Genomic DNA, 18,674 nt, shown 5'->3' on the forward strand with positions numbered 1-18,674 from the left:
GTGACCGTCCGCTACTCGTGGACGGTCACGTCGGCACCTCCGTAGGTGTCCACCAGCGTGACGGCGCCGTGCGCATCCACCTCGTTGTCGACGATGCTGATCTCCGTCGGCGCCGGGAAGCCCGACCCCCCGGGGCCGACGTAGACGCAGCGGAAGCGCTCGTCCCACTCGGTGATCTCGAACCGGTTGCTGGCGATCGTGACGTCGGTCGACGCGTTGATCACCATGACGTAGCTGTACCACTCGTCGGTGTTGCGCTGCTTCCCGGAGAACGTGTTGTCGACGACCTGCACCTCGCTGCTGCGGTCCTCGATGTGCACGAACTCCTTCGCATAGCCGTCGAAGGTGTTGCCGCGGAGGACCGCACCGTGCACGTTCGCCAGGGAGACCGCGAAGCCGCCGCCACCGGTGAACCGGCTGTTCTGGACGGTCACGGCCGTCATGTCGCCGTTCGGGGCGTTGAAGCTGAGGTCCTCCGCCGAGTTCCCCTCGAACACCGAGCGGTCCACCATGACGCCGGTCAGCTCGGTCTCGGCCTGGTTGGTCTGCAGGAAGCCGTACTGCACATCGCGCACCTCGATGTTCTGCAGGAGCACGTTCTCGATCGAACCCCGGTCCGCCACCGTCAGGCCGTGGACGGTGCTGCCCGGGAAGTCGCGGCGGCGACCGTCGATGCGGAGCTGGCGCAGGCTGATGTTCCGCCCCTCCTCGATCCGCACCAGGACCCCGTAGACACCGCCCGCCCGGGTGAGCGTGAGGTCGGAGACCGAGATGTTCGAGCCGTCGGTGCGCAGCAGCTCCCGGTAGCCGTCGTCGTCCGCGTCGAGTTCCAGGAAGGACCGCGAGGCGCCTGCCCCGACCAGGGTCACGTCGTCGCCCAGACGCACGAAGGCGTCCTCGGACGTGGCCACGATCCGGCACCGGCCCGGCGGCACGACGACGACCCCGCCGCCGCTGTCCGCAGCGGCACGCACCGCGTCCTGGAGCGCCGACCGGTCGTCGTGCCGGCCGTCGCACACCGCCCCGAAGTCGCGGATGTCCGTGCCGGGCGGCGCGCCGTCATCGGTACGGGAGGCGACATCCGTCGCCCCGACCGCCGGCCCCGCGTCCTCCCCGTCGACGATCCGCGTGAAGAGCACGACCGAGAGCACCGCGACGGCCACGAGCCCGGCGCAGGCAGCGACGACGGGCAAGATCGGCCGGCGCCTGCGTTCGGGCGGCGACGGCGACACGCGCGGGACCCTACCGTCGACGGACCGGAACCGGCGGCCGATGAGTCCCTTTCCCGCGGGACCTCGCGTACCTTCCCGCCATGGAGCACAGGGCACGCCGGGACGCGTCCGGGGGATCCGGGTCGCCGGGCCGGGTCAGGAGACGCTCGGCGACACGGCTGCGCCGAGCACCGCTGTGGGCGGCGGTCGCGGTCGGCGTCGGGCTCGTCGCGACGGCTGTCCTAGCGCCGCTCGCCTTCGCCGCACGGCCCTCCCCCTCCTTCGTCGCGCCACCGACCGTGGCGCAGGAGGAGCCGGCGGAGCCGCTCTCGGTCGCGTTCCTCGGCGACTCCTACGCCGCCGGGACCGGCACGGACAGCGCCACCAAGGGGTTCGCCCGGGTGTCCGCCCGCATGCTCGGGTGGGCCCCGGCCGACGTCTTCGCGGTGGGCGGGACGGGCTACGCCACCCCCGCGGAGACCAACTACATGTCCCGGGCCAGCGGGGTGATCGCGGTCGCCCCCGACATCGTGGTGGTGAACGGGACCCGCAACGACATGGGTAGCGCGCCGGGCACCGTCGGGGCGGCGGCCCGCTCGCTGTACACGACGCTCAAGGCCGGGCTCCCCGAGGCACATCTCCTCGTCATCGGACCGATCTGGACGTCGGACCTGGTACCGCCGGAGATCCTTGCGCTCAACGAGGCCCTCCGCCAGGCGGCCACGGAGAGCGGCGCGGTGTACTTCGACGCGCTGGCGCCGTCGTCCTGGCTGCCCGGCGACCCGGGTCAGATGTCCTCCGACGGCGTGCACCCCACGGAGGCCGGCCACCAGATCATCGCCCGCGCCTTCGCCGACGCGGTGCGCAGCCAGCAGCCGGACCTGGCCGTCTACGCCGGCGACTGACCGGGGGGCGCCCCGGCGAGCGAGCGGACCCACGCCTCCTGGCGGGCGAGGGACGCCGTGCTCCCCAGGTGGGCCTCCGCGTAGCGGCGCCCGCCCGCGCCGAACCTGGCGGCGTCCGCCTCGTCCGCGGTGATCGCCTCGATCGCGGCCAGGATGACCGCCGGGTCACCAGCCCGCACCGTGATCCCCGCTCCCGATGCGGCCATGAGCGCAGCGGCGCCGCTGCGGGCGTCGGTGGCCGCGACCGTGGGCCGGCCGGCGGCGAAGTACGTGGTGAGCTTGCTCGGCACCGACATCTCCACCACCCCCGGCTTCTCGTGCAGCAGGAGGCAGTCGGCGGCGGCCAGGGCGCGCTCGAACCGACCGTCGGGCAGCGGGTCCAGGAAGGAGATCCGGGACAGCCCCCGCGCGTCCCGCTCGAGTGCCGCACGCTGCGAACCGGTGCCCAGCAGCACCACGCGCACGCTGCTGCCCCGCTGCTCGGCGAGCCGGGCCACGTCGAGCAGGCCACCCAGGCCCTGCTTCACGCCCATGTTGCCGGCGTGCAGCGCGATGACCTCGTCCGCCGCCCAGCCCAGTTCGCGGCGCATCGCGTCGCGGTCGTCCCCGGTCGGCATGGTCACGTGCGCCCAGTTCGGGATGACCTCGATCCGGTCACCGGGTACGCCCGCGGCGGTCAGCCGCGCGCGGAACACCTCGTGGATGACGGCGACACCGCGCACCCGCCGCAGCAGGGCCCCTTCGAGCCGGGCCGTCGCCCGGGTGAGCGCACCGCCGCCCAGGCCGGTCTCCGACAGCGCGGCGCCGTAGAGGTCCTGGACCACCGCCCCGACCCGGTAACCGCGCAGGGGGCGCAGGAGGACCGCAGGTACGAGAGAGAGGAGCGCCGGGGTGACGACGACCACGACGTCCGGACGGCGCCGGAGCAGCTGCACCGCCGCGCGGGCGGCGAAGACCACCTCCATCCAGATCCTCGCCGGGCCGGTCGGGTCCCGTGGCACGGGATGCGAGACGCGCACGATGCGGACGCCGTGCTCCACCTCCACCTGCCGGGCCGTCCGGTAGTCGGGGCGCCTGGCCCATTCCGGGTAGTGCGGGTACCCGGTCACCACCGTCACCTCGAGACCGCTGGCCGCCAGGTGGCGCGCGAGCCCTGTCGTGTACGGAGCGATCCCGGTGGTCTCCGGCGCGTAGTTCAGCCCGAGCACGAGCACGTGCCCAGCGGTGGCGCGGTTGTCCCGACGACGCGGCATCGGCCCATCCTTCTGCTGCGGCACCGGAATGTGCCCATTTTCGAAGGGACACACCGTATCCTCGCGCGGTGCCTCGACCGAGGGTGATCGATCTGGCGAAGGCGCCCGGTGCCGGGGAACGGTGGGACGCGCCGGCCTGGAAGGTGTACGCCTGGGGCGCCGTGGAACTGCTGCTCGTGAGCAATCCGTGGCAGATCAGCACGCGGCTGCGGCGCGCGGCCCTGCGCGCCTTCGGTGCGCAGATCGGTGACGGCGTCATCCTCCGCCCCCGGCTCCGCGTCCGGACTCCCTGGAAGCTCGTCATCGGGAATCGCAGCTGGATCGGTGAGGACGTCTGGCTCCACAACCAGGACCGGCTGACCATCGGCTCCGACGTGGTGGTCTCCCAGGGCACCTTCATCACCACGGGGTCCCACGCACACCGTCGGGACATGGCGCTGATCACCCGGCCGGTCGTCATCGAGGACGGGGCGTGGATCACCGCCCGCTGCATCGTCCTGGGCGGCAGCCACGTCGGGGTGTCCGCGCTCGTGCAGGCCGGCACGGTGGTGGCAGGCGTCGTCCCGGATGCCACGGTGTTCGGCCAGCCGGCGGGAACGGTCGTGGGGCCGCGGTTCCCGCCCACCACCGCGGATGCGACGTGAACGCGGTCCCGCGACCACGGCCTGGGCGCTCCCCCGGATGGGATGCGGCGAGAGGCGCGCACGAGACCCCCTCGCAGGGCCGCTGGTGAATTATGTTCCTCCCCTCCAGGAACGCACTGGCTCACCGCGGCGACGTGGCTACGGGCGCTGTCGCGTGTGACGGACGGGGAACGGCGTGGAACTGAAAGAAGGGCTGGCGGCCTTGCGTGCCGCCTGGTGGCTTCCCGTCCTGGGTCTGGTCGGAGGGGTGGTCGCGGCGCTGCTGCTGACCCTCCTGCAGGTTCCGCAGTACACCTCGCACATGCAGCTCTTCGTCTCCACGCGGGACGCCGGCACGACGGCATCGGCCTTCCAGGGCAGCCAGCTGTCGGAGGGCCGCGTCGAGTCGTACGCAGAGCTCCTGCAGGGCAACGAGGTGGCCGGCCGGGTCGTCGAGCGACTGCGGCTGCCGATGTCGGCCGGCGCACTGAACGACGGCGTCACCGCCTCCGCCGTCCCCGGCACGGTGCTCATCGACGTGTCCGTCACCGACACGTCCGCTCAGCGGGCGCAGGCCATCGCCGCGGCGTTGGCCGAGGAGTTCCGCCGCCTCGTGTCCGACCTGGAGGCGCCCGCCGTGGGCGGCCCGGCGCCGGTGGACGTCACGGTGACGGACGCCCCCACCCTGCCCACCGCTGCGCAGACCCCCCAACCGGTGCGCAACGTGGGGCTCGGTCTGATCGTCGGCACGGTGGCCGGCGCGGGTGCGGCCGTGCTACGCGCGCGTCTGGATTCCACGGTGAGCACCGTGGAGGAGGCCGCCCGGTTGACCGGGAAGCCGGTCATCGGCTCGGTCCCGCACGACCCGGGGCTGCCGACCCGGCACGTCATCGACCCGTTCGGCAGGGGTGCGGTCGCCGAGAGCTATCGCCAGGTGCGCACGACCCTGCAGCGCCTGCACCCGGATGACCCACCGAAGACCATCATGGTCACCAGCGCCGCCGAGGCCGACGGGAGGACCACGACGGCGGTCAACCTGGCGCTGAGCCTCGCCGAGGCCGGACGTCAGGTCGCCCTCGTGGACGCGGACCTGCGGAATCCGGAGGTCGGCAGCCGTCTCCGCATCGGCGCCGGCCCCGGCCTCTCCGACGTCCTGGGCGGCACCGCCGAGCTCGCGGAGATCCTGCAGAGGCACGCCGACCTGCCCCTGACCGTGGTGGTCGCCGGACCGGCGGTGGAGAACCCCGGTGGTCTCCTCGCGTCGGAGAACACGGCCAAGGCGATCGACGAGCTGAGGTGGAAGCACGACGTCGTGATCATCGACGCGTCGGCGCTCCTCCCGGTCGCCGACGCCGGCGCGCTGGCCACGCACGTGGACGGGGTCATCCTGTGCGTCCGGCACGGTCACACCGGCAGGGACGAGCTGGTCGAGAGCCGCGACGCCCTCGACCTCCTCGGCGTCCGGACCATCGGTGTCGTCCTGAACGACGTGCCATGGTGAGGGCCGGCGACGAGCCGCGGTCCGACGACCCGGGGCGGCGGGTGATGATCGGCGTGGCCACGTACCAGCGAGCCCAGGACCTCACCCGGCTGCTCGAGTCGCTGATGCCGGAACTCGACCGCTGCCGGACCGGTGCCGCCCCCTTCGTCACGGACCTCTACGTGATCGACAACGACCCCGCCGGGTCCGCTCGCGCGGTCGTCGAGCCGTTCGGGGCCGCCGTGCGCTACTCCGTCGAACCGACACCGGGCATCGCGGCGGCACGGAACCACACGCTCCGCATCTTCGCCGGGGGCGCGTACGAGTCGCTGATCTTCGTCGACGACGACGAGTTCGTGGCGCCCGGCTGGCTGTCCGCCCTGGTGTCGTACGCCGACTCGACCCCGGCCGACGTCGTCTCGGGCCCCGTCGTGACCCTGCTGCCGCCCGACGCCCCCGGGTGGATCGTCCGCGGCGGCTTCCTCCGGATGCCCGCCCTCCCGTCCGGCACCCGGCACTGGACGGCGGCGACCAACAACACCCTGCTGCGATACGCCAGCTGGCGGTCGGCCGGGTCGCCCACGTTCGACGAGAGCTTCTCCTCGACCGGCGGGAGCGACACCGAGTTCTTCGGCCGGCTGACCGAGGCCGGGAAGCTGATCGAGTTCTGCGACTCGGCGATCGTCTACGAGGACGCACCGAGCAACCGCCTGACCGCCCGCTGGATCCGGCGGCGCTGGACGCGCATGGGCATCGCCCACGGCCGGATCCTCCGCCGGCGGCACGGCGTCCCTTACCTGCTCGCCTTCGGCGGCGTCCGCATCGCAGCCGGGGCGGGCGGCCTGGCGTGGGGCGTGCTGCGGGGCCGAGGCGTCCAGGCGCGCCCCTTCCAGCGGTTCTTCTACGGCGTCGGTGTGGTCGCGTCCCGCTTCGGGGTGCTGGTGCACGAGTACGGGCGCCGGTGACGGCCGGCGGCGACCGATGAGCGCACCTGCCCGGCGGTGGGCACCGGCACCCGACGCGACGTCGCCGGCGGACGGGCCGACGAGCCCGCCCGGTGACGCCGCGACCGGCGGGTCGGTCGGCCGCCGGTCGGTCCCGGACAACATCATCCGCGTCACCTGGTGGCTCCTGGCGCTGTCCGCCGCCACGTCCCTCGTCCTCGTCGGCGGCGGGGAGGGACTGCAGACGTTCGCCGTCACGAGCGTGGCCAAGCGCGTCGTGCTGCCCATCGCCTACGTCGCCTTCGCGCTCGTCACCCTGGGTACCCGCACCCGAGCGGGGCAGTACCCCGTGTGGTGGGTGGCGCTGGCCGTGCTGCTGGGTGCCACGACCACCATGGAGGTGTTCTTCTCCTCCCGGCCCCTGGACCTCGATGCTCTGACCCAGGGCCTGGCGATGCTCGCGGGCCTGCTGGTGATCGCCCGCGCCGGCCTGCTCGCCCGCGACTGGACCGACGGCCACACCCGGGCCCTGCTGGCGGTGGTCTTCCTCTTCGGCGCGGCCGCAGCGGTGCTGGACCGCAGCTTCAACCCCTTCGCCGCGCTGACCGTGCCCACCGCGCTGGGACTGCTGTACCTGGCCATCCGGGAACGGCACCACCGCGGCCGTCACCTGCTGCTCGCGCTCGCCACCTCCGCTGGGCTCGTCTACTGGGCGTCGGTGGACACCAAGCCGGTGAGCGACGCGACGCTCGGGCAGTTGGCGCTCGGCACCGTCGTCCTCCTCCTCACCGTGCTGCCTCCCGCGCTCCGCCTCGCGGCCGTGTACGCGGCGCCGGTCGTCGTGGGCATGGCCGCGGTCTGGCTGGGGCTGGTCCCGCTGCTGACCGGCACCTCGACCGACAGCGAGGAGGTGACGCTCTCCCACCGGAGCTACGAGACGGCGATGGTCCGGGAGGGAGCCGAGGAGTCGCTGGCCGCGCAGCTCATCGGCCTGGGACCGGGTGCGACCGTCGACCTGTCCGGCTCCCCCGACGCGGACACGCTGACCGCCTCGGGGCGGGACCTGGAGCGCGTCGACGACGTCCACCTGCTGACGACCTACCTGCTGCTGAAGTTCGGCGTCGCGGGTCTCGTGTGGCTCGCCTTGTTCCTCGCGTTCTTCCTCCGGATCCTGTCCCGGGAGCTCCGCAGACCCGAGCCCGGGCGGATCATCCTGCTGGTCTTCGCCGCCTGCGGGCTGATCGAGGCCTTCCCCGCGGCCACGTACCTGTTCGCCAACCCCCTCCCCGCTCTCTTCCTGGGCATCCTGTGGGTCACCGGCGGCCGGCCGGTCGACGCGGACAGGCCGTCGCTGGTCCACTCACCCGCGGCCGTGGCCGTGCCCGCCCCGTCGTGAGGGCGCACCTGCCGGGTCCTCCGCCCACCACGACCCGGGCCGCCACGGGCCCGCCCGCACCGGGAGGACGACGAGTGGTCACGGCCGTTACGAAAGCTCGACGAGCGGCGCGAGAACTCCTGCTCGGTTCCGGCGGCCCCGCCCGCCGCTACCTGGCGCCCGGCATCGACCTGGTCTCGTTCTTCCGGCTGCTCGACGAGCAGCAGGTGTCCTACGTCGTCCTCCGCTGGTTCGAGTCGCTGCCGCACGTCGACGAGGGGGAGGACGTCGACATCCTCGTCGCCGACGAGGACCTGGCGTACGTCTCGACCCTCCTGGTGGATCGGCGGCCGCTCCGGGGCAGCCAGAAGTTCGACGTCTACACCGTCAGCGGACTGCCGGGCACGGACTACGAGGGCATCCCGTACTACCCGCCGCGCTTCGCCCGGCGGGTCCTGGCCGGCGCCGTGCGTTCTCCCGGCGGGGTGAAGGTGCCCGGCCCCGAGGTGTACTTCGACTCCCTGGCTTACCACGCCGTCTACCACAAGGGCTGGACCTCGGGCCTGCCCGACGGCGTGCGGTCCGAGCGGCCCCGGCAGACGACCGACCACGACTACGAGGCGGTGCTGGCCGGTCTCGCGGCCGAGCTCGGCATCGCCGTCCTCCCCACGCTGGACGCCCTGGACCTGTACCTGCACGGGAAGGGCCTGCGCCCGCCGCTGGACACGCTGGAACGGCTGGTGCCGACCAACCCGTGGCTCCTCGATCGGTTCTTCGGCGACCACGCGGAGGTCGACGAGGTGTGGCGGGGGCTCGCCGTCTTCGTGCTGCGGGAGCGGGCGGCAGGGAGCGTCGCCCAGGCGTGCCGGGAGCTGGACCGGCAGGGCTTCGAGGTGCTCGACGTGGTGCAGCTCGACGCGGCGCAGCGGGAAGCGGCCGCGCACCGGCTGCGCGGGGGCAACTGGGAGCAGGGACCGTGGCCGGTCAGCGGCGGAGCGCCGTCCGTGTACCTGGTCGCCTACGACGTGGCACCCCGGCTGGTGCGACCGGCCGGTGGCGGGCGGGAGGTCAACGTGCGCATCCCCGCCGCCAAGGAACGGTTGCGCGACCGGCTGCTGCGCGACGTCCCGCGAGAGGCGCGGTACAACCCGGTGCACTCCTCCGACAACGGCGGCCAGGCGCTGGACTACCTGGAGGCACTGGGCGATCCGGGCTTCGAGGCGGAGGTGCGCGGGCTCTCCCAGCGGCTGGTCGACGGGTGCGCCTTCCCGTACCCGGTCCTGCGGATGCTCTCGGGCGAGGCGCGCCGGGCGCAGGTGGCGATCGTGGACCACCCCGTGCACGGGGCCAGCGTGTGCAAGGTCTTCCGGCCGGGCGCCGTGCGCTTCTTCGAGCGGGAGCTGCGCGCGCGCACCGAACTGTGCGACATCCCCGGGATGCCGGAGCTGCTCGAGGCCGGCGAGCGGTGGTTCGTGACGCCGCTCTACACCGACGACCGCAGTCACGTCCTCCGCCAGCTGCCGACCTCGGGGGACGTGCAACTGCGACTCCCGGCCGCGCGTGCGCTGGCCCGTCTGGCACGGGACCTGCACGAACGCGGCCTGTTCCTGCTTGACCTGTCCACCCAGAACCTGCTGTCCGACCCGCGGGCCGGCCTGCGGGTGGTCGACCTGGAGTTCCTGCAGGAGTACGCCGGCCCGGTCCCCCCGCTGCTGGACTCGTACACCTTCCGCGGGGCACCCGACGCCGGCGGCGCCTACGACACCCCGATCCGCGAGTGGCTGCTCGGACCGGTCGGGAACGCGGCGTTCCACCCGGCGGTGACCGGGTTGCCCGTCGCGGCGCTGCTGGCCGCCCCGACCCCGGCGATCCGGCTCCGGGCGGCGACCGTGCAGCTGGTCTGGTACGTGCGCCTGCACGGTGCGGCCCTGCCGCGCAGGGCCGCCAAGCGGCTGCTCGCCTCGCCCGCCGGGCGCTACCTCCGCGCGGCGCGGCGGGTCGTCCGCCGGCTGGCGCGCGGTCGGTGACGAGCCGCCGGAGGGCCCCGGCGCCGGACGGAGCCGCGCCCGAGGCGAACTCGCTGACGCGGACGACGGCGCGCGGCTTCGTGTGGTCCTTCGGGGGCGCTGTGTCGCAGGCGCTGCTGTCGGTCGCCACCATGGTGCTGCTCGCCCGGTTGCTGACCCCCGCGGAGTTCGGTGCCGCGGCAGCGGCGGCGCTCGTCGTCGGGCTCGCCACGCTGGTGAGCCAGCTGGGTGTGGGCCCGGCCGTCGTGCAGCGCGCGACCCTGCGGACCGAGCAGGAGACGGCGGCCTGGTGCTTCTCCCTGGCCCTCGGGACCTGCCTCGGCGGGCTCCTGTTCGTGCTGGCCCCGTGGATCAACGGCCTGGTCGGCCTCCCGCGGGAGAACGATCTGCTGCACCTGCTCGCGGTCGCGCTGCCGCTCGCCGGGCTCGCCGCCGTGCCGACGGGGCTGCTGCAGCGCCGCCTGCAGTTCCGGGCCATGTCGGTCGTCGACGCCCTCGCGGCCGGGCCGGGCGCCATGGGCGTGAGCGTCCTGCTCGCCGCCCTGGGTTTCGGGGCGTGGTCGATCGTGTGGGGAGCCGTGGCCAGCGCCGCGATCACCGCCGTCGGGTACACCGTGGTGGCCCGCCCCGCCCTGCGTCCGCTCGGCATCCGGGCGATGGGCCGGGAGGTCCGCCCCCTGCTGACGTTCGGGAGCGGCTACTCGCTCTCGCAGCTCGGCAACTGGACGGCGCTCAACGCCGACAACCTGATCACCGCCAACGTCCTGGGCACGTACGCGCTCGGCATCTACGGGCGGGCCTACCAGCTGCTCGCCCAGCCGGCCAACCTGATCGGGGGCGCCGTCGACAAGGTCCTGTTCCCCGCCATGTCGAAGGTGCAGCACGACGGGGACCGGCTCAGGACGGCGTTCCTGCGGGCCAGCTCACTGGTCGCGCTGGTGGGCGTGCCGGGCAGCGCGATCCTGTTCGTGCTCGCGCCCGAGGTGGTCGCGGTCCTGCTCGGGGACAGCTGGTCGGCCGTCGTGCTGCCGCTCCAGGTGTTCGCGCTCGTCCTGGTGCCGCGGGCCTCGTACAAGATCAGCGGCTCGCTGACCCGGGCCACCGGCGCCGTCTACCGAGCCGCGTGGCGGCAGTGGCTGTACGCCGCAGAAGTCGTCGCCGGCTGCCTGATCGGCTCGCGGTGGGGAATCGACGGGGTGGCGATCGGGGCGTCGGTGGCCATCCTGGCGCACTTCCTGGTCATGCTGCACTTCTCCGGCCGGGTGGCCGAGGGGCTGGTCGGCATGGTGATCCGCCTGTACGCGCTGAAGTACCTGCCCCTGGCCGTGGTGGTGTTCGGCGCGGTGTACGCGGTCGCCGCGCTCACCCGTTCCTGGGACCTCGTGCTCGGGACGTTGCTCCTGGCAGGCGGCGCCGGCGGGCTCGTGACCGCAGCCGCCGTGGTCGTGCTGCGGCGGGCTTTCACCGCAGAGCTCGAGGTCATCGGGCACGTCCTGCGTCGTCGCGGTGGCCGAGCCGTCGATCAGCGGGTGTAGACCTCGAGCAGGGTGCCGGCCTGACGCGACGGGGACAGGTGGTCGGCGATGAAGCGGCGGCCACCCCGGGCCAGGTCGTCCCGGAGGTCGGCGGACCCGAGCACCTCGTGGACGGCGGCGGCGAGCGCCGCGGCGTCCCGGTCGGGGACCACCACGGCGGCACCCGCAGCGGCCAGGCGGTCGGCCAGGGCGCTCGAGGCGGTGACGACGCAGGGCACCCCCATGGCCAGCGCCGCGACGAGGACGTTGCCCCAGGGTTCCTCCTCCGAGCAGAGGACGAACACGCCGGTGCGTGCCACCCGTGCGGCGACTGCCGCACCGGGGACGGAACCCGCGTACTCCAGGGTGTCGATCGCCTCGATGTCGGGACGGAGGCGGTGGAGCATGCCCCCGTCCGGCCCCAGCAGCACGTACCGCTCGGGCCAGCCGGCCTCGCTGGCGGTTCGTGCCGCGGCCGCGAAGTCCTCCGGTCGCTTGCGGGGGTGCAACCGGGCGACGAAGAGCGCTTCGAGCCGGTGCCCGGGCGGCCGCTCCTGCGCGGCCGCCCGCGGGTCGACGGGGTTGCCGAGCACCGTCACCCTGTCCGCGTCGACGCGGTACCGGGTGACCAGTTCCCCCGCCTCGCGGTCGGTGAGCGCGATCAGCCGATGGGCCCGGCGCAGCAGGAGGCCGACCGGCGCGTCCGCCGGCCCGGCACCGGCCGAGGTCGTCGTGAGCATGCCGTGGGGTTGCAGGACCAGCCGCCGGCCGCGGAGGAGCGCCGCCACGGCCGCGGCGCCCGGAACCAGGTCGCGTGCCATGGCCACGTGCACGACATCGGCGTCCGCGCACTGCCGCCATGCCTCTCGGAGAGCCGCCCAGGAGAACAGCGAGGAAAAGGGCCACCGTCGGGTGAGGGGCCGGACGCGTACCGGCACGGCGGTCAGGCCCGGGGTCGCCTCCAGCACCGGCTCGTCACCCGGCTCGGTACCGAACAGCAGCCGAACGGAGTGCCCGCACGAGGCCATGATCTGCGCCTGGTGCAGGGTTGTCTCGAACGGGCCACCGAAGCGTCCGGTGGCGCTGCCGAGCGTGACCACGGACAGTATCCGCACGGCATCCTCCAGCCCCGGTGGTCTCGTCGAGGTACCCGCTGCACGGCCTCGCGCCGGGTCCTCCGGCCGCTCCGGGTGAGCCAGGGCATCGTAGACGCGCGCACAGGCCGGTGCCGGCTCCGCGGCCGGACCGGAGCAGCCGGGCGGGTACCCGTTACCGGGTGGTCGTCGAGGCGTGCTCCTGCTGCCGGGCGGCGAGCCGCTCCTTCTGCGGGATCACGACGTACTTCGGGTCCTTGGTGCTGGCGATGCCCGCCTCGAAGACGCCGAACCGGGTGAGCAGCGAGCCGGCCGCCAGCAGCGTCCCGGACGCGACCGCGCCCCACCGCTTCCGCCCGGCCACCGCCGTCAGCCCGGCACCCACCGCGGTGCACGCCTGCGCTGCGCGCATCAGCTTCCCGGGCCGCCCCTCGTGGAACGGCTCGCTGAGGATGCCGTGGTCGTTCTCGACCTTGTGCATCGCGGCGAGCTCGATCGCCGCCCCGGCCATCGCCATCTTCCGCGCCGGCGCCGCCTCCTCCACCGGCGTGAACACCATCGTGATGCCCCCACCGGCGGCCATCGCCGAGCCGCCGAAGACGAACGGCAGCTGGGTGTGCGCCGCGTGCCACGAGGGCACCGCGGTGTTGGCCAGCAGCACGCCGGTGTAGGTCGCCAGCGGGCCACCGAACACCGCGGCCACCGCACCGCCGAAGCGCTTGAGCCGCGGGAACCAGCCCAGCAGCTCCACCGCCGCCGTCGCGCCGGCCGCCGCGCTGAACGGCGCCAGGATGTAGGTGCCCACCGACAGCGGCGACGTCGGCTTGAGCACCCGCAGCATGTGCAGGAACCGCTCCGGCCGGCCCAGGTCGTGGATGAGGAAGACCACCGACAGGATCGACCCGGCGCCCGCGGTGTACCGCGACACCCGGGTCAGCGCCGGGCGGTCGGTGACGTCGGCCAGCGCGCCGAGGATCGCCGACGAGCCGGCCGCCCCACCCAGGAACAGGTAGAGCGGCACGTCCGGCGTCTTCCACACCGGCGTCTTCACGATCTGCCGGCCGTAGTACGAGGTGAACTCGACGTCGTCGACCATCGCGACCTCGCCGCGACCCCGGCCCCCGCCGCGCTTGCGGCGCTTCTTGCCCGTCCGCTGCACCGCCGGGCCCTGGTCGGCCTGGCGCCACCCCGAGCCCGGGCTGGTGATACCGCCGGTCATGTCACCTCCGCCGCGAGCCGAGGATCGCCGTGACGGCGACCCCGACCATCATCGCCGCGGCCTTGCCGGCCGCCTTCCACATCGCCGGCAGGTCCCGCGTCGTCACGATCGGGTCCGGCGGCAGGCCGTAGACCTCCGGCTCGTCGAGCAGCAGGAAGAAGGCCCCGTCACCGCCGACGCCGTCGTTCTCGTCCCGGCCGTAGAGCCGGGCGGTCTCCACGCCCTGCGCCTTGAGCGTCGCCAGCCGTGCGTCGGCGCGTTCCTGCAGCTCGTCGAGGTCACCGAACTGGATCGACTGCGTCGGGCACGCCGTGGCACACGCCGGCTGCAGCCCGTCGGTGAGCCGGTCGTAGCACATCGTGCACTTGAAGACCCGGCCGTCGTCCTTGCGCTGGTCGATCACGCCGTAGGGGCAGGCCGCCACGCAGTAGCCGCAGCCGTTGCAGATGTCACCCTGCACCACCACGGTGCCGAACTCCGTGCGGAACAGCGCCCCCGTCGGGCAGACGTCGAGGCACCCGGCGTGCGTGCAGTGCTTGCAGACGTCGGAGCTCATCAGCCAGCGGATCTGCTTGTCCGCGCCGGTCTGGCCGGTCTGCGGGTCGAACTCGCTCAGCGCCTCGGCGTTGAGCACGCTCTGCTGGGCGTTCGCCAGGCTCACGTCGTCCCCGGCGACCGCCGGCGACGGTCCGCTGCCCTGCCGGTCGTCGCCCGGCCGGCCGAACGTGGGCATCGGCAGGTCGACGGCGCGGCTCTGCTCGATGAACGCCACGTGCCGCCAGGAGTTCGCGCCCAGCTGCCCGGTGTTGTCGTAGGACATGCCGGACAGGCCCAGGGCATCGCGGACGCCGTGGGAGTCGTCCATCGGGAGCGTGTTCCACTCCTTGCACGCCACCTCGCAGGCCTTGCAGCCGATGCAGACCGAGGTGTCGGTGAAGAAGCCCACCCGCTTGGGGTGCTCCTCCTCGTAGCCGGCCTCGGCCGTGACGTCGGGCAGCGGGCCGAACAGCCGGTTCTCCGGGTCGCGGCCGGTGAAGGCCGGGCTGGCCGAGCTGATCGTCATCGCACTCCCTCCCGCACGTCGTCCTGGCTCACCATGGCGGGTCCTGGCTCACGACCGGCGCTGAGCCAGGACCCGGAACGATCAGCTGACCTGATCATCGCGATCCCGCCGGTCACTGCGTGGATCCTTCGCCGGCCTCGGCGGCCACCGGGTCGCGGCCGTTGAGCCCCACCCGGCCCGACTCCACCCCGGCCCGCCGGCGGTAGCTCTCCACGAAGTCGAGCAGCTCCGGGCCGCGCGGGCGTCGTCCCGGCACGATGTCGGCGGTGCTGACCTTGTCCTCCTGGATGTGGGTGTTGGCGTCGAGCACGATGCCGAGCAGGTCGTTGGCCGAATCCCCGGTGGAGATGCCGCTGTAGGACCAGTGGTACGGCATGCCGATCTGGTGCACGACCGTGCCGTTGCGCAGCTTGATGGGCCGCATCCGCTCGGTGACCAGCACCTTCGCCTCGATCGCCGTCCGGGCGCTGACCAGCGTCGCGTACTCGCCGTTGGCCAGTCCGCGCAGCCGGGCCAGCTCCGGGCTCACCTCGACGAAGAACTCCGGCTGCAGCTCCGCCAGGTAGGGGAGCGTGCGGCTCATCGCGCCCGCGGTGTGGTGCTCGGTGAGCCGGTAGGTGGTCACCTGGAACGGGAAGACGTCGCTGCGCGACGGGTTCTCCCGGTTCCACGGACCCGGGATCCGCTCGATCGTCGGGTTCGCCTGCACCTCGTACAGCGCGTTCCCGACGACCGACTCCGCCGGCTCGTAGTGCGTCGGCAGCGGCCCGTCCACCAGGCCGGCCGGCGCGTAGAGCCAGCCCTTCCCGTCGCCCTGCATGACGAACGGGTCGTCGCCGCGCAGCGCGTCCTGCGCCCGAGCGTCGTCGGGCGGCACGTAGTCGGGGCGCTTGTTCTTCTCGAAGTCGGGGACGTCGAGACCGGTCCACTCGCCGGCCGCCTCGTCCCACCACACGTACTTCTTGCGCTCGCTCCACGGCTTGCCGTCGGGATCGGCCGAGGCACGGTTGTAGAGGACACGGCGGTTGAGCGGCCAGGCCCAGCCCCACTCGGGGGCCGCGGGGCCCTGCTCGGCCGCCGGCCTGCGCCGACGGGCCTGGTTGACGCCGTCGGCGTAGACGCCGCAGTAGATCCAGCAGCCGCCGGTCGTCGAGCCGTCGTCCTTCATCTGCATGTAGGAGTTCAGCAGCTGACCGTCGGGGCCGAAGCCGTTGATCTCGCGCAGCACCGCGTCGGCGTCCGGCTCGAGCCGCTCGCCGTGCACCGGATAGCCCCAGGTCAGGTCCAGCAGCGGGCGGTCGCGCGGGTCGGTGGAGTCCTTCAGCCGCTCGCGGAGGATGCGGCCGAGGTGGAAGTAGAACCACAGGTCGCTGCGCGCGTCGTCCGGCGGCTCGACCGCCTTGTCCCGCCACTGCAGCATCCGCTGGGTCTGCGTGAAGGTGCCTTCCTTCTCCACGTGCGTCGCCGCGGGCATGAAGAAGACCTCGGTACCGATCGAATCGGGGGAAAGCTCCCCCGTCTCGATCTCCGGCGCCTGCTGCCAGAAGGTCGCCGACTCGATCAACTGCAGGTCGCGGACGACCAGCCAGTCGAGGTTGGCCAGGCCGAACCGGTTCATCCGGCCGTTGGGGTGCCCGACCACGGGGTTCTCCCCGACCAGGAAGTAGCCGGAGACCTTGCCCTCGATCATGTCGGCGATCGTGCGGTAGGAGCTGTGGTCGCCGTTGATCCTGGGCAGGTAGTCGAAGCAGAAGTCGTTCTCCGCCGTCGCCGCGTCGCCCCACCACGCCTTGAGCAGGCTGGTCATGTAGGCGCGCTTGTTGCCCCAGAAGCCCGCCTTGCCGGCGGCGTCGGCGACGTAGTCGTCGAGGTCGTCGTGCTGCAGCGCGTGGGGCATCGGGAGGTAGCCCGGCAGGATGTTGTACAGCGTCGGGATGTCGGTCGAGCCCTGGATGCTGGCGTGCCCGCGCAGCGCCATGATCCCGCCGCCGGGGCGGCCGATGTTGCCCAGCAGGAGCTGCAGGATCGAGCAGGTGCGGATGTACTGCGCGCCGACGCTGTGCTGCGTCCAGCCCACCGAGTACACCCACGCCGTCGTCCGGTCGCGGCCGCTGTTCTCGGTGACCCACCGCGCGACCTGCTCGAAGACCTCCGGCTCGATGCCGCAGACCTCGGACACCATCTCGGGGGTGTAGCGGGCGTAGTGCCGCTTGAGGATCTGGAACACCGAGCGCGGGTGCTGCAACGTCTCGTCGCGCTTGGGCTTGCCCGGGATCGGCGGCCCGCCGCTGCCGGCCGCCTGCGCGCGGTCGGCCCTCGTGACCGACGGGTCGTCGTCGGTCCGGTCCTGCTCCGCGGCCTCGGCCGGGTCGTCGGCACCCGACTGCGCCGGCTCCTCGAGCTCGTACTGCCAGCTGGTCTCGTCGTAGGTGCTCGTCTCCGGGTCGAAGCCGGAGAACAGGCCGCCGAGGTCCTCCGCGTCGACGAACTCCTCGCCGATGAGCGCGGCGGCGTTCGTGTAGGCGGTGACGTACTCCTTGAAGTACAGCTCGTTGTCGAGCACGTACCTGATCAGGCCGCCGAGGAAGGCGATGTCGCTGCCCATCCGCAGCGGCACGTGCAGGTCGGCTATCGCACTGGTCCTGGTGAACCGCGGGTCGATGTGCACGATCTTCGCGCCGCGCGCCTTGGCCTCGGCCACCCACTGGAAGCCCACCGGGTGGCACTCGGCCATGTTGGAGCCCTCGATGACGATGCAGTCGGCGTTCGCGAGGTCCTGCTGGGTGTTCGTGGCGCCACCACGACCGAACGAGGCACCCAGACCGGGCACCGTGGAGGAGTGCTATATGCGCGCCTGGTTCTCGATCTGGATGGCGCCGAGGGCGCTGTAGAGCTTCTTCATGAGGTAGTTCTCCTCGTTGTCGAGGGTCGCCCCTCCGAGGCTCGCTATCCCCATGGTGCGGTTGACGCGCTTCCCGCCGTCCTCGTCCTGCCAGCCCTTGCGGCGTGCCTCCAGGACGCGGTCGGCGATCATCTCCATCGCCGTGTCGAGGTCGAGGTCCTCCCACTCCGTCCCGAACGGACGGCGGTACTTGACCGTGGTGACCCGGGTCGGGCTGGTGACCAGCTGCTTGCTCGCGCTGCCCTTGGGGCACAGCCGCCCGCGGTTGACCGGCGAGTCGGGGTTGCCCTCGATCTGGACGATCTGCTCGTCCTTCACGTACACGTTCTGCGCGCAGCCGACGGCGCAGTACGGGCAGACGCTCTTCACGACGCGGTCAGCGGTGGCGGTGCGCGACACGGTGGCCTCGGTGGCCTTGCTGCGCGCGGCCTTGCCACGGCCCAGCGGGTCGGAGCCGGTGAGCTGGCGGTACACCGGCCAGCTGTCGAGCCAGGTCTTCACCTGCGTCACTCTGCCATCCGGCGTCCCGCGCGGCGCGCCGACAGGCCCGCGCACCGGATCGGGACCGTCCGCAACGGGCGGTTGCGGACAGCCGCGCGGGCGGGGACCGGGCCCCCCGTGGGCCCGGTACCCGCCGCGCGGTCGCCGGGTCAGCGCGCGGCGCCGTCGCGCTGCGTCGCGGTGAAGGTGAAGGTGAAGGTGCTGGACTGCCGGCGCAGCTCGTCACCGGCCGTCGACGGGAACGAGACCGTGGTCAGCAGGTGGTCCACCCCACCCGGCCGCAGGCTCGCGGCGCCGGCGAGCGCCTCGTCCATGACGATCGGGCCGGCGTAGAAGTCGGTCACGGCGCCGCCGCACGACCAGCCCCCGCCCGCCTTCGTCCACGGCGTGGCGCAGGACTGCACGCTCATCTGCAGGCCGTCGATCCGGTCGGGGGGGGGGGGGGGGGGGGGGCGGGCCCCCCCCCCGCCGCCCCCCCCCCCCCCCCCCCCCCCCCCCCCCCCCCCCCCCACCGCGGTCATCCCGCGGTGCATGTTGGCGCCGTGGTCGGCGTCGCCGATCGC

At 73.1% G+C, this 18,674-nt stretch carries 13 protein-coding genes and 1 pseudogene; 7 read left to right on the top strand and 7 right to left on the bottom strand.

Features of this window, described 5'->3' with window-relative positions:
* Window positions 1-11: 11 nt before the first annotated feature.
* Window positions 12-1,232 (bottom strand): glycosyl hydrolase family 28-related protein, encoded by a 1,221-nt coding sequence (locus ACI799_RS12540; protein WP_456613203.1) that lies wholly within the window; start codon window positions 1,230-1,232, stop codon window positions 12-14.
* Window positions 1,233-1,312: 80 nt separating this feature from the next.
* Between ACI799_RS12540 and ACI799_RS12545 the strand changes: the two genes are divergently transcribed.
* Entirely contained in the window at window positions 1,313-2,116 is an 804-nt protein-coding gene (locus ACI799_RS12545; protein WP_456613204.1) for an SGNH/GDSL hydrolase family protein, read from the top strand.
* Here ACI799_RS12545 and ACI799_RS12550 read toward each other — a convergent pair.
* Window positions 2,101-3,369 carry a glycosyltransferase gene (locus tag ACI799_RS12550; protein ID WP_456613205.1) on the bottom strand — a complete coding sequence of 423 codons (1,269 nt, stop codon included), beginning with the start codon at window positions 3,367-3,369 and terminating at the stop codon, window positions 2,101-2,103. The two genes, ACI799_RS12545 and ACI799_RS12550, sit on opposite strands and share 16 nt — an antisense overlap.
* 68 nt (window positions 3,370-3,437) lie before the next feature.
* Between ACI799_RS12550 and ACI799_RS12555 the strand changes: the two genes are divergently transcribed.
* The 6 genes from ACI799_RS12555 (at window position 3,438) to ACI799_RS12580 (ending at window position 11,353) form a co-directional block, all read left to right on the top strand.
* Entirely contained in the window at window positions 3,438-4,013 is a 576-nt protein-coding gene (locus ACI799_RS12555; protein ID WP_456613206.1) for a hypothetical protein, read from the top strand.
* Window positions 4,014-4,188: 175 nt separating this feature from the next.
* Window positions 4,189-5,493: a polysaccharide biosynthesis tyrosine autokinase gene (locus ACI799_RS12560; RefSeq protein ID WP_456613207.1), complete on the top strand. Its 1,305-nt coding sequence runs from the start codon at window positions 4,189-4,191 to the stop codon at window positions 5,491-5,493.
* Entirely contained in the window at window positions 5,487-6,437 is a 951-nt protein-coding gene (locus ACI799_RS12565; RefSeq protein WP_456613208.1) for a glycosyltransferase family 2 protein, read from the top strand. Before ACI799_RS12560 ends, ACI799_RS12565 begins: the two co-directional genes overlap by 7 nt.
* A 16-nt stretch (window positions 6,438-6,453) precedes the next feature.
* Window positions 6,454-7,812 (top strand): hypothetical protein, encoded by a 1,359-nt coding sequence (locus tag ACI799_RS12570; RefSeq protein WP_456613209.1) that lies wholly within the window; start codon window positions 6,454-6,456, stop codon window positions 7,810-7,812.
* A 74-nt stretch (window positions 7,813-7,886) separates the two neighbouring features.
* Window positions 7,887-9,818, top strand: a complete 1,932-nt coding sequence (locus tag ACI799_RS12575; protein ID WP_456613210.1) for a hypothetical protein — start codon at window positions 7,887-7,889, stop codon at window positions 9,816-9,818.
* Entirely contained in the window at window positions 9,815-11,353 is a 1,539-nt protein-coding gene (locus tag ACI799_RS12580; protein WP_456613211.1) for a lipopolysaccharide biosynthesis protein, read from the top strand. The genes ACI799_RS12575 and ACI799_RS12580 overlap by 4 nt, the downstream gene beginning before the upstream one ends.
* Here the strand turns inward: ACI799_RS12580 and ACI799_RS12585 are convergent.
* From ACI799_RS12585 to ACI799_RS12605, 5 genes and pseudogenes are all read right to left on the bottom strand, one after another.
* Window positions 11,341-12,447 (bottom strand): glycosyltransferase family 4 protein, encoded by a 1,107-nt coding sequence (locus tag ACI799_RS12585; protein ID WP_456613212.1) that lies wholly within the window; start codon window positions 12,445-12,447, stop codon window positions 11,341-11,343. The genes ACI799_RS12580 and ACI799_RS12585 overlap by 13 nt on opposite strands.
* A 154-nt stretch (window positions 12,448-12,601) precedes the next feature.
* On the bottom strand, window positions 12,602-13,645 hold the full coding sequence (gene nrfD / locus ACI799_RS12590; protein WP_456613213.1) for an NrfD/PsrC family molybdoenzyme membrane anchor subunit: 1,044 nt from the start codon (window positions 13,643-13,645) through the stop codon (window positions 12,602-12,604).
* Window position 13,646: 1 nt separating this feature from the next.
* Window positions 13,647-14,708, bottom strand: coding sequence for a 4Fe-4S dicluster domain-containing protein (locus ACI799_RS12595; protein ID WP_456592878.1), 1,062 nt, complete (start codon window positions 14,706-14,708; stop codon window positions 13,647-13,649).
* A 112-nt stretch (window positions 14,709-14,820) separates the two neighbouring features.
* Window positions 14,821-18,120 (bottom strand): annotated as a pseudogene (fdh, locus tag ACI799_RS12600) (formate dehydrogenase).
* A 140-nt stretch (window positions 18,121-18,260) separates the two neighbouring features.
* Window positions 18,261-18,521, bottom strand: coding sequence for a hypothetical protein (locus ACI799_RS12605; protein WP_456588305.1), 261 nt, complete (start codon window positions 18,519-18,521; stop codon window positions 18,261-18,263).
* Between the last annotated feature and the right edge of the window lie 153 nt (window positions 18,522-18,674).

The organism is Blastococcus sp. SYSU DS0753 (assembly GCF_054051175.1).

What these genes read in the sequence shown, in the direction of transcription:
- ACI799_RS12545 (WP_456613204.1), top strand. Translation starts at nt 1,313, where the DNA reads ATGGAGCACAGGGCACGCCGGGACGCGTCCGGGGGATCCGGGTCGCCG.
- ACI799_RS12550 (WP_456613205.1), bottom strand. Translation starts at nt 3,369, where the DNA reads ATGCCGCGTCGTCGGGACAACCGCGCCACCGCTGGGCACGTGCTCGTG.
- ACI799_RS12565 (WP_456613208.1), top strand. Translation starts at nt 5,487, where the DNA reads ATGGTGAGGGCCGGCGACGAGCCGCGGTCCGACGACCCGGGGCGGCGG.
- ACI799_RS12570 (WP_456613209.1), top strand. Translation starts at nt 6,454, where the DNA reads ATGAGCGCACCTGCCCGGCGGTGGGCACCGGCACCCGACGCGACGTCG.
- nrfD (WP_456613213.1), bottom strand. Translation starts at nt 13,645, where the DNA reads ATGACCGGCGGTATCACCAGCCCGGGCTCGGGGTGGCGCCAGGCCGAC.
- ACI799_RS12595 (WP_456592878.1), bottom strand. Translation starts at nt 14,708, where the DNA reads ATGACGATCAGCTCGGCCAGCCCGGCCTTCACCGGCCGCGACCCGGAG.
- ACI799_RS12605 (WP_456588305.1), bottom strand. Translation starts at nt 18,521, where the DNA reads ATGAGCGTGCAGTCCTGCGCCACGCCGTGGACGAAGGCGGGCGGGGGC.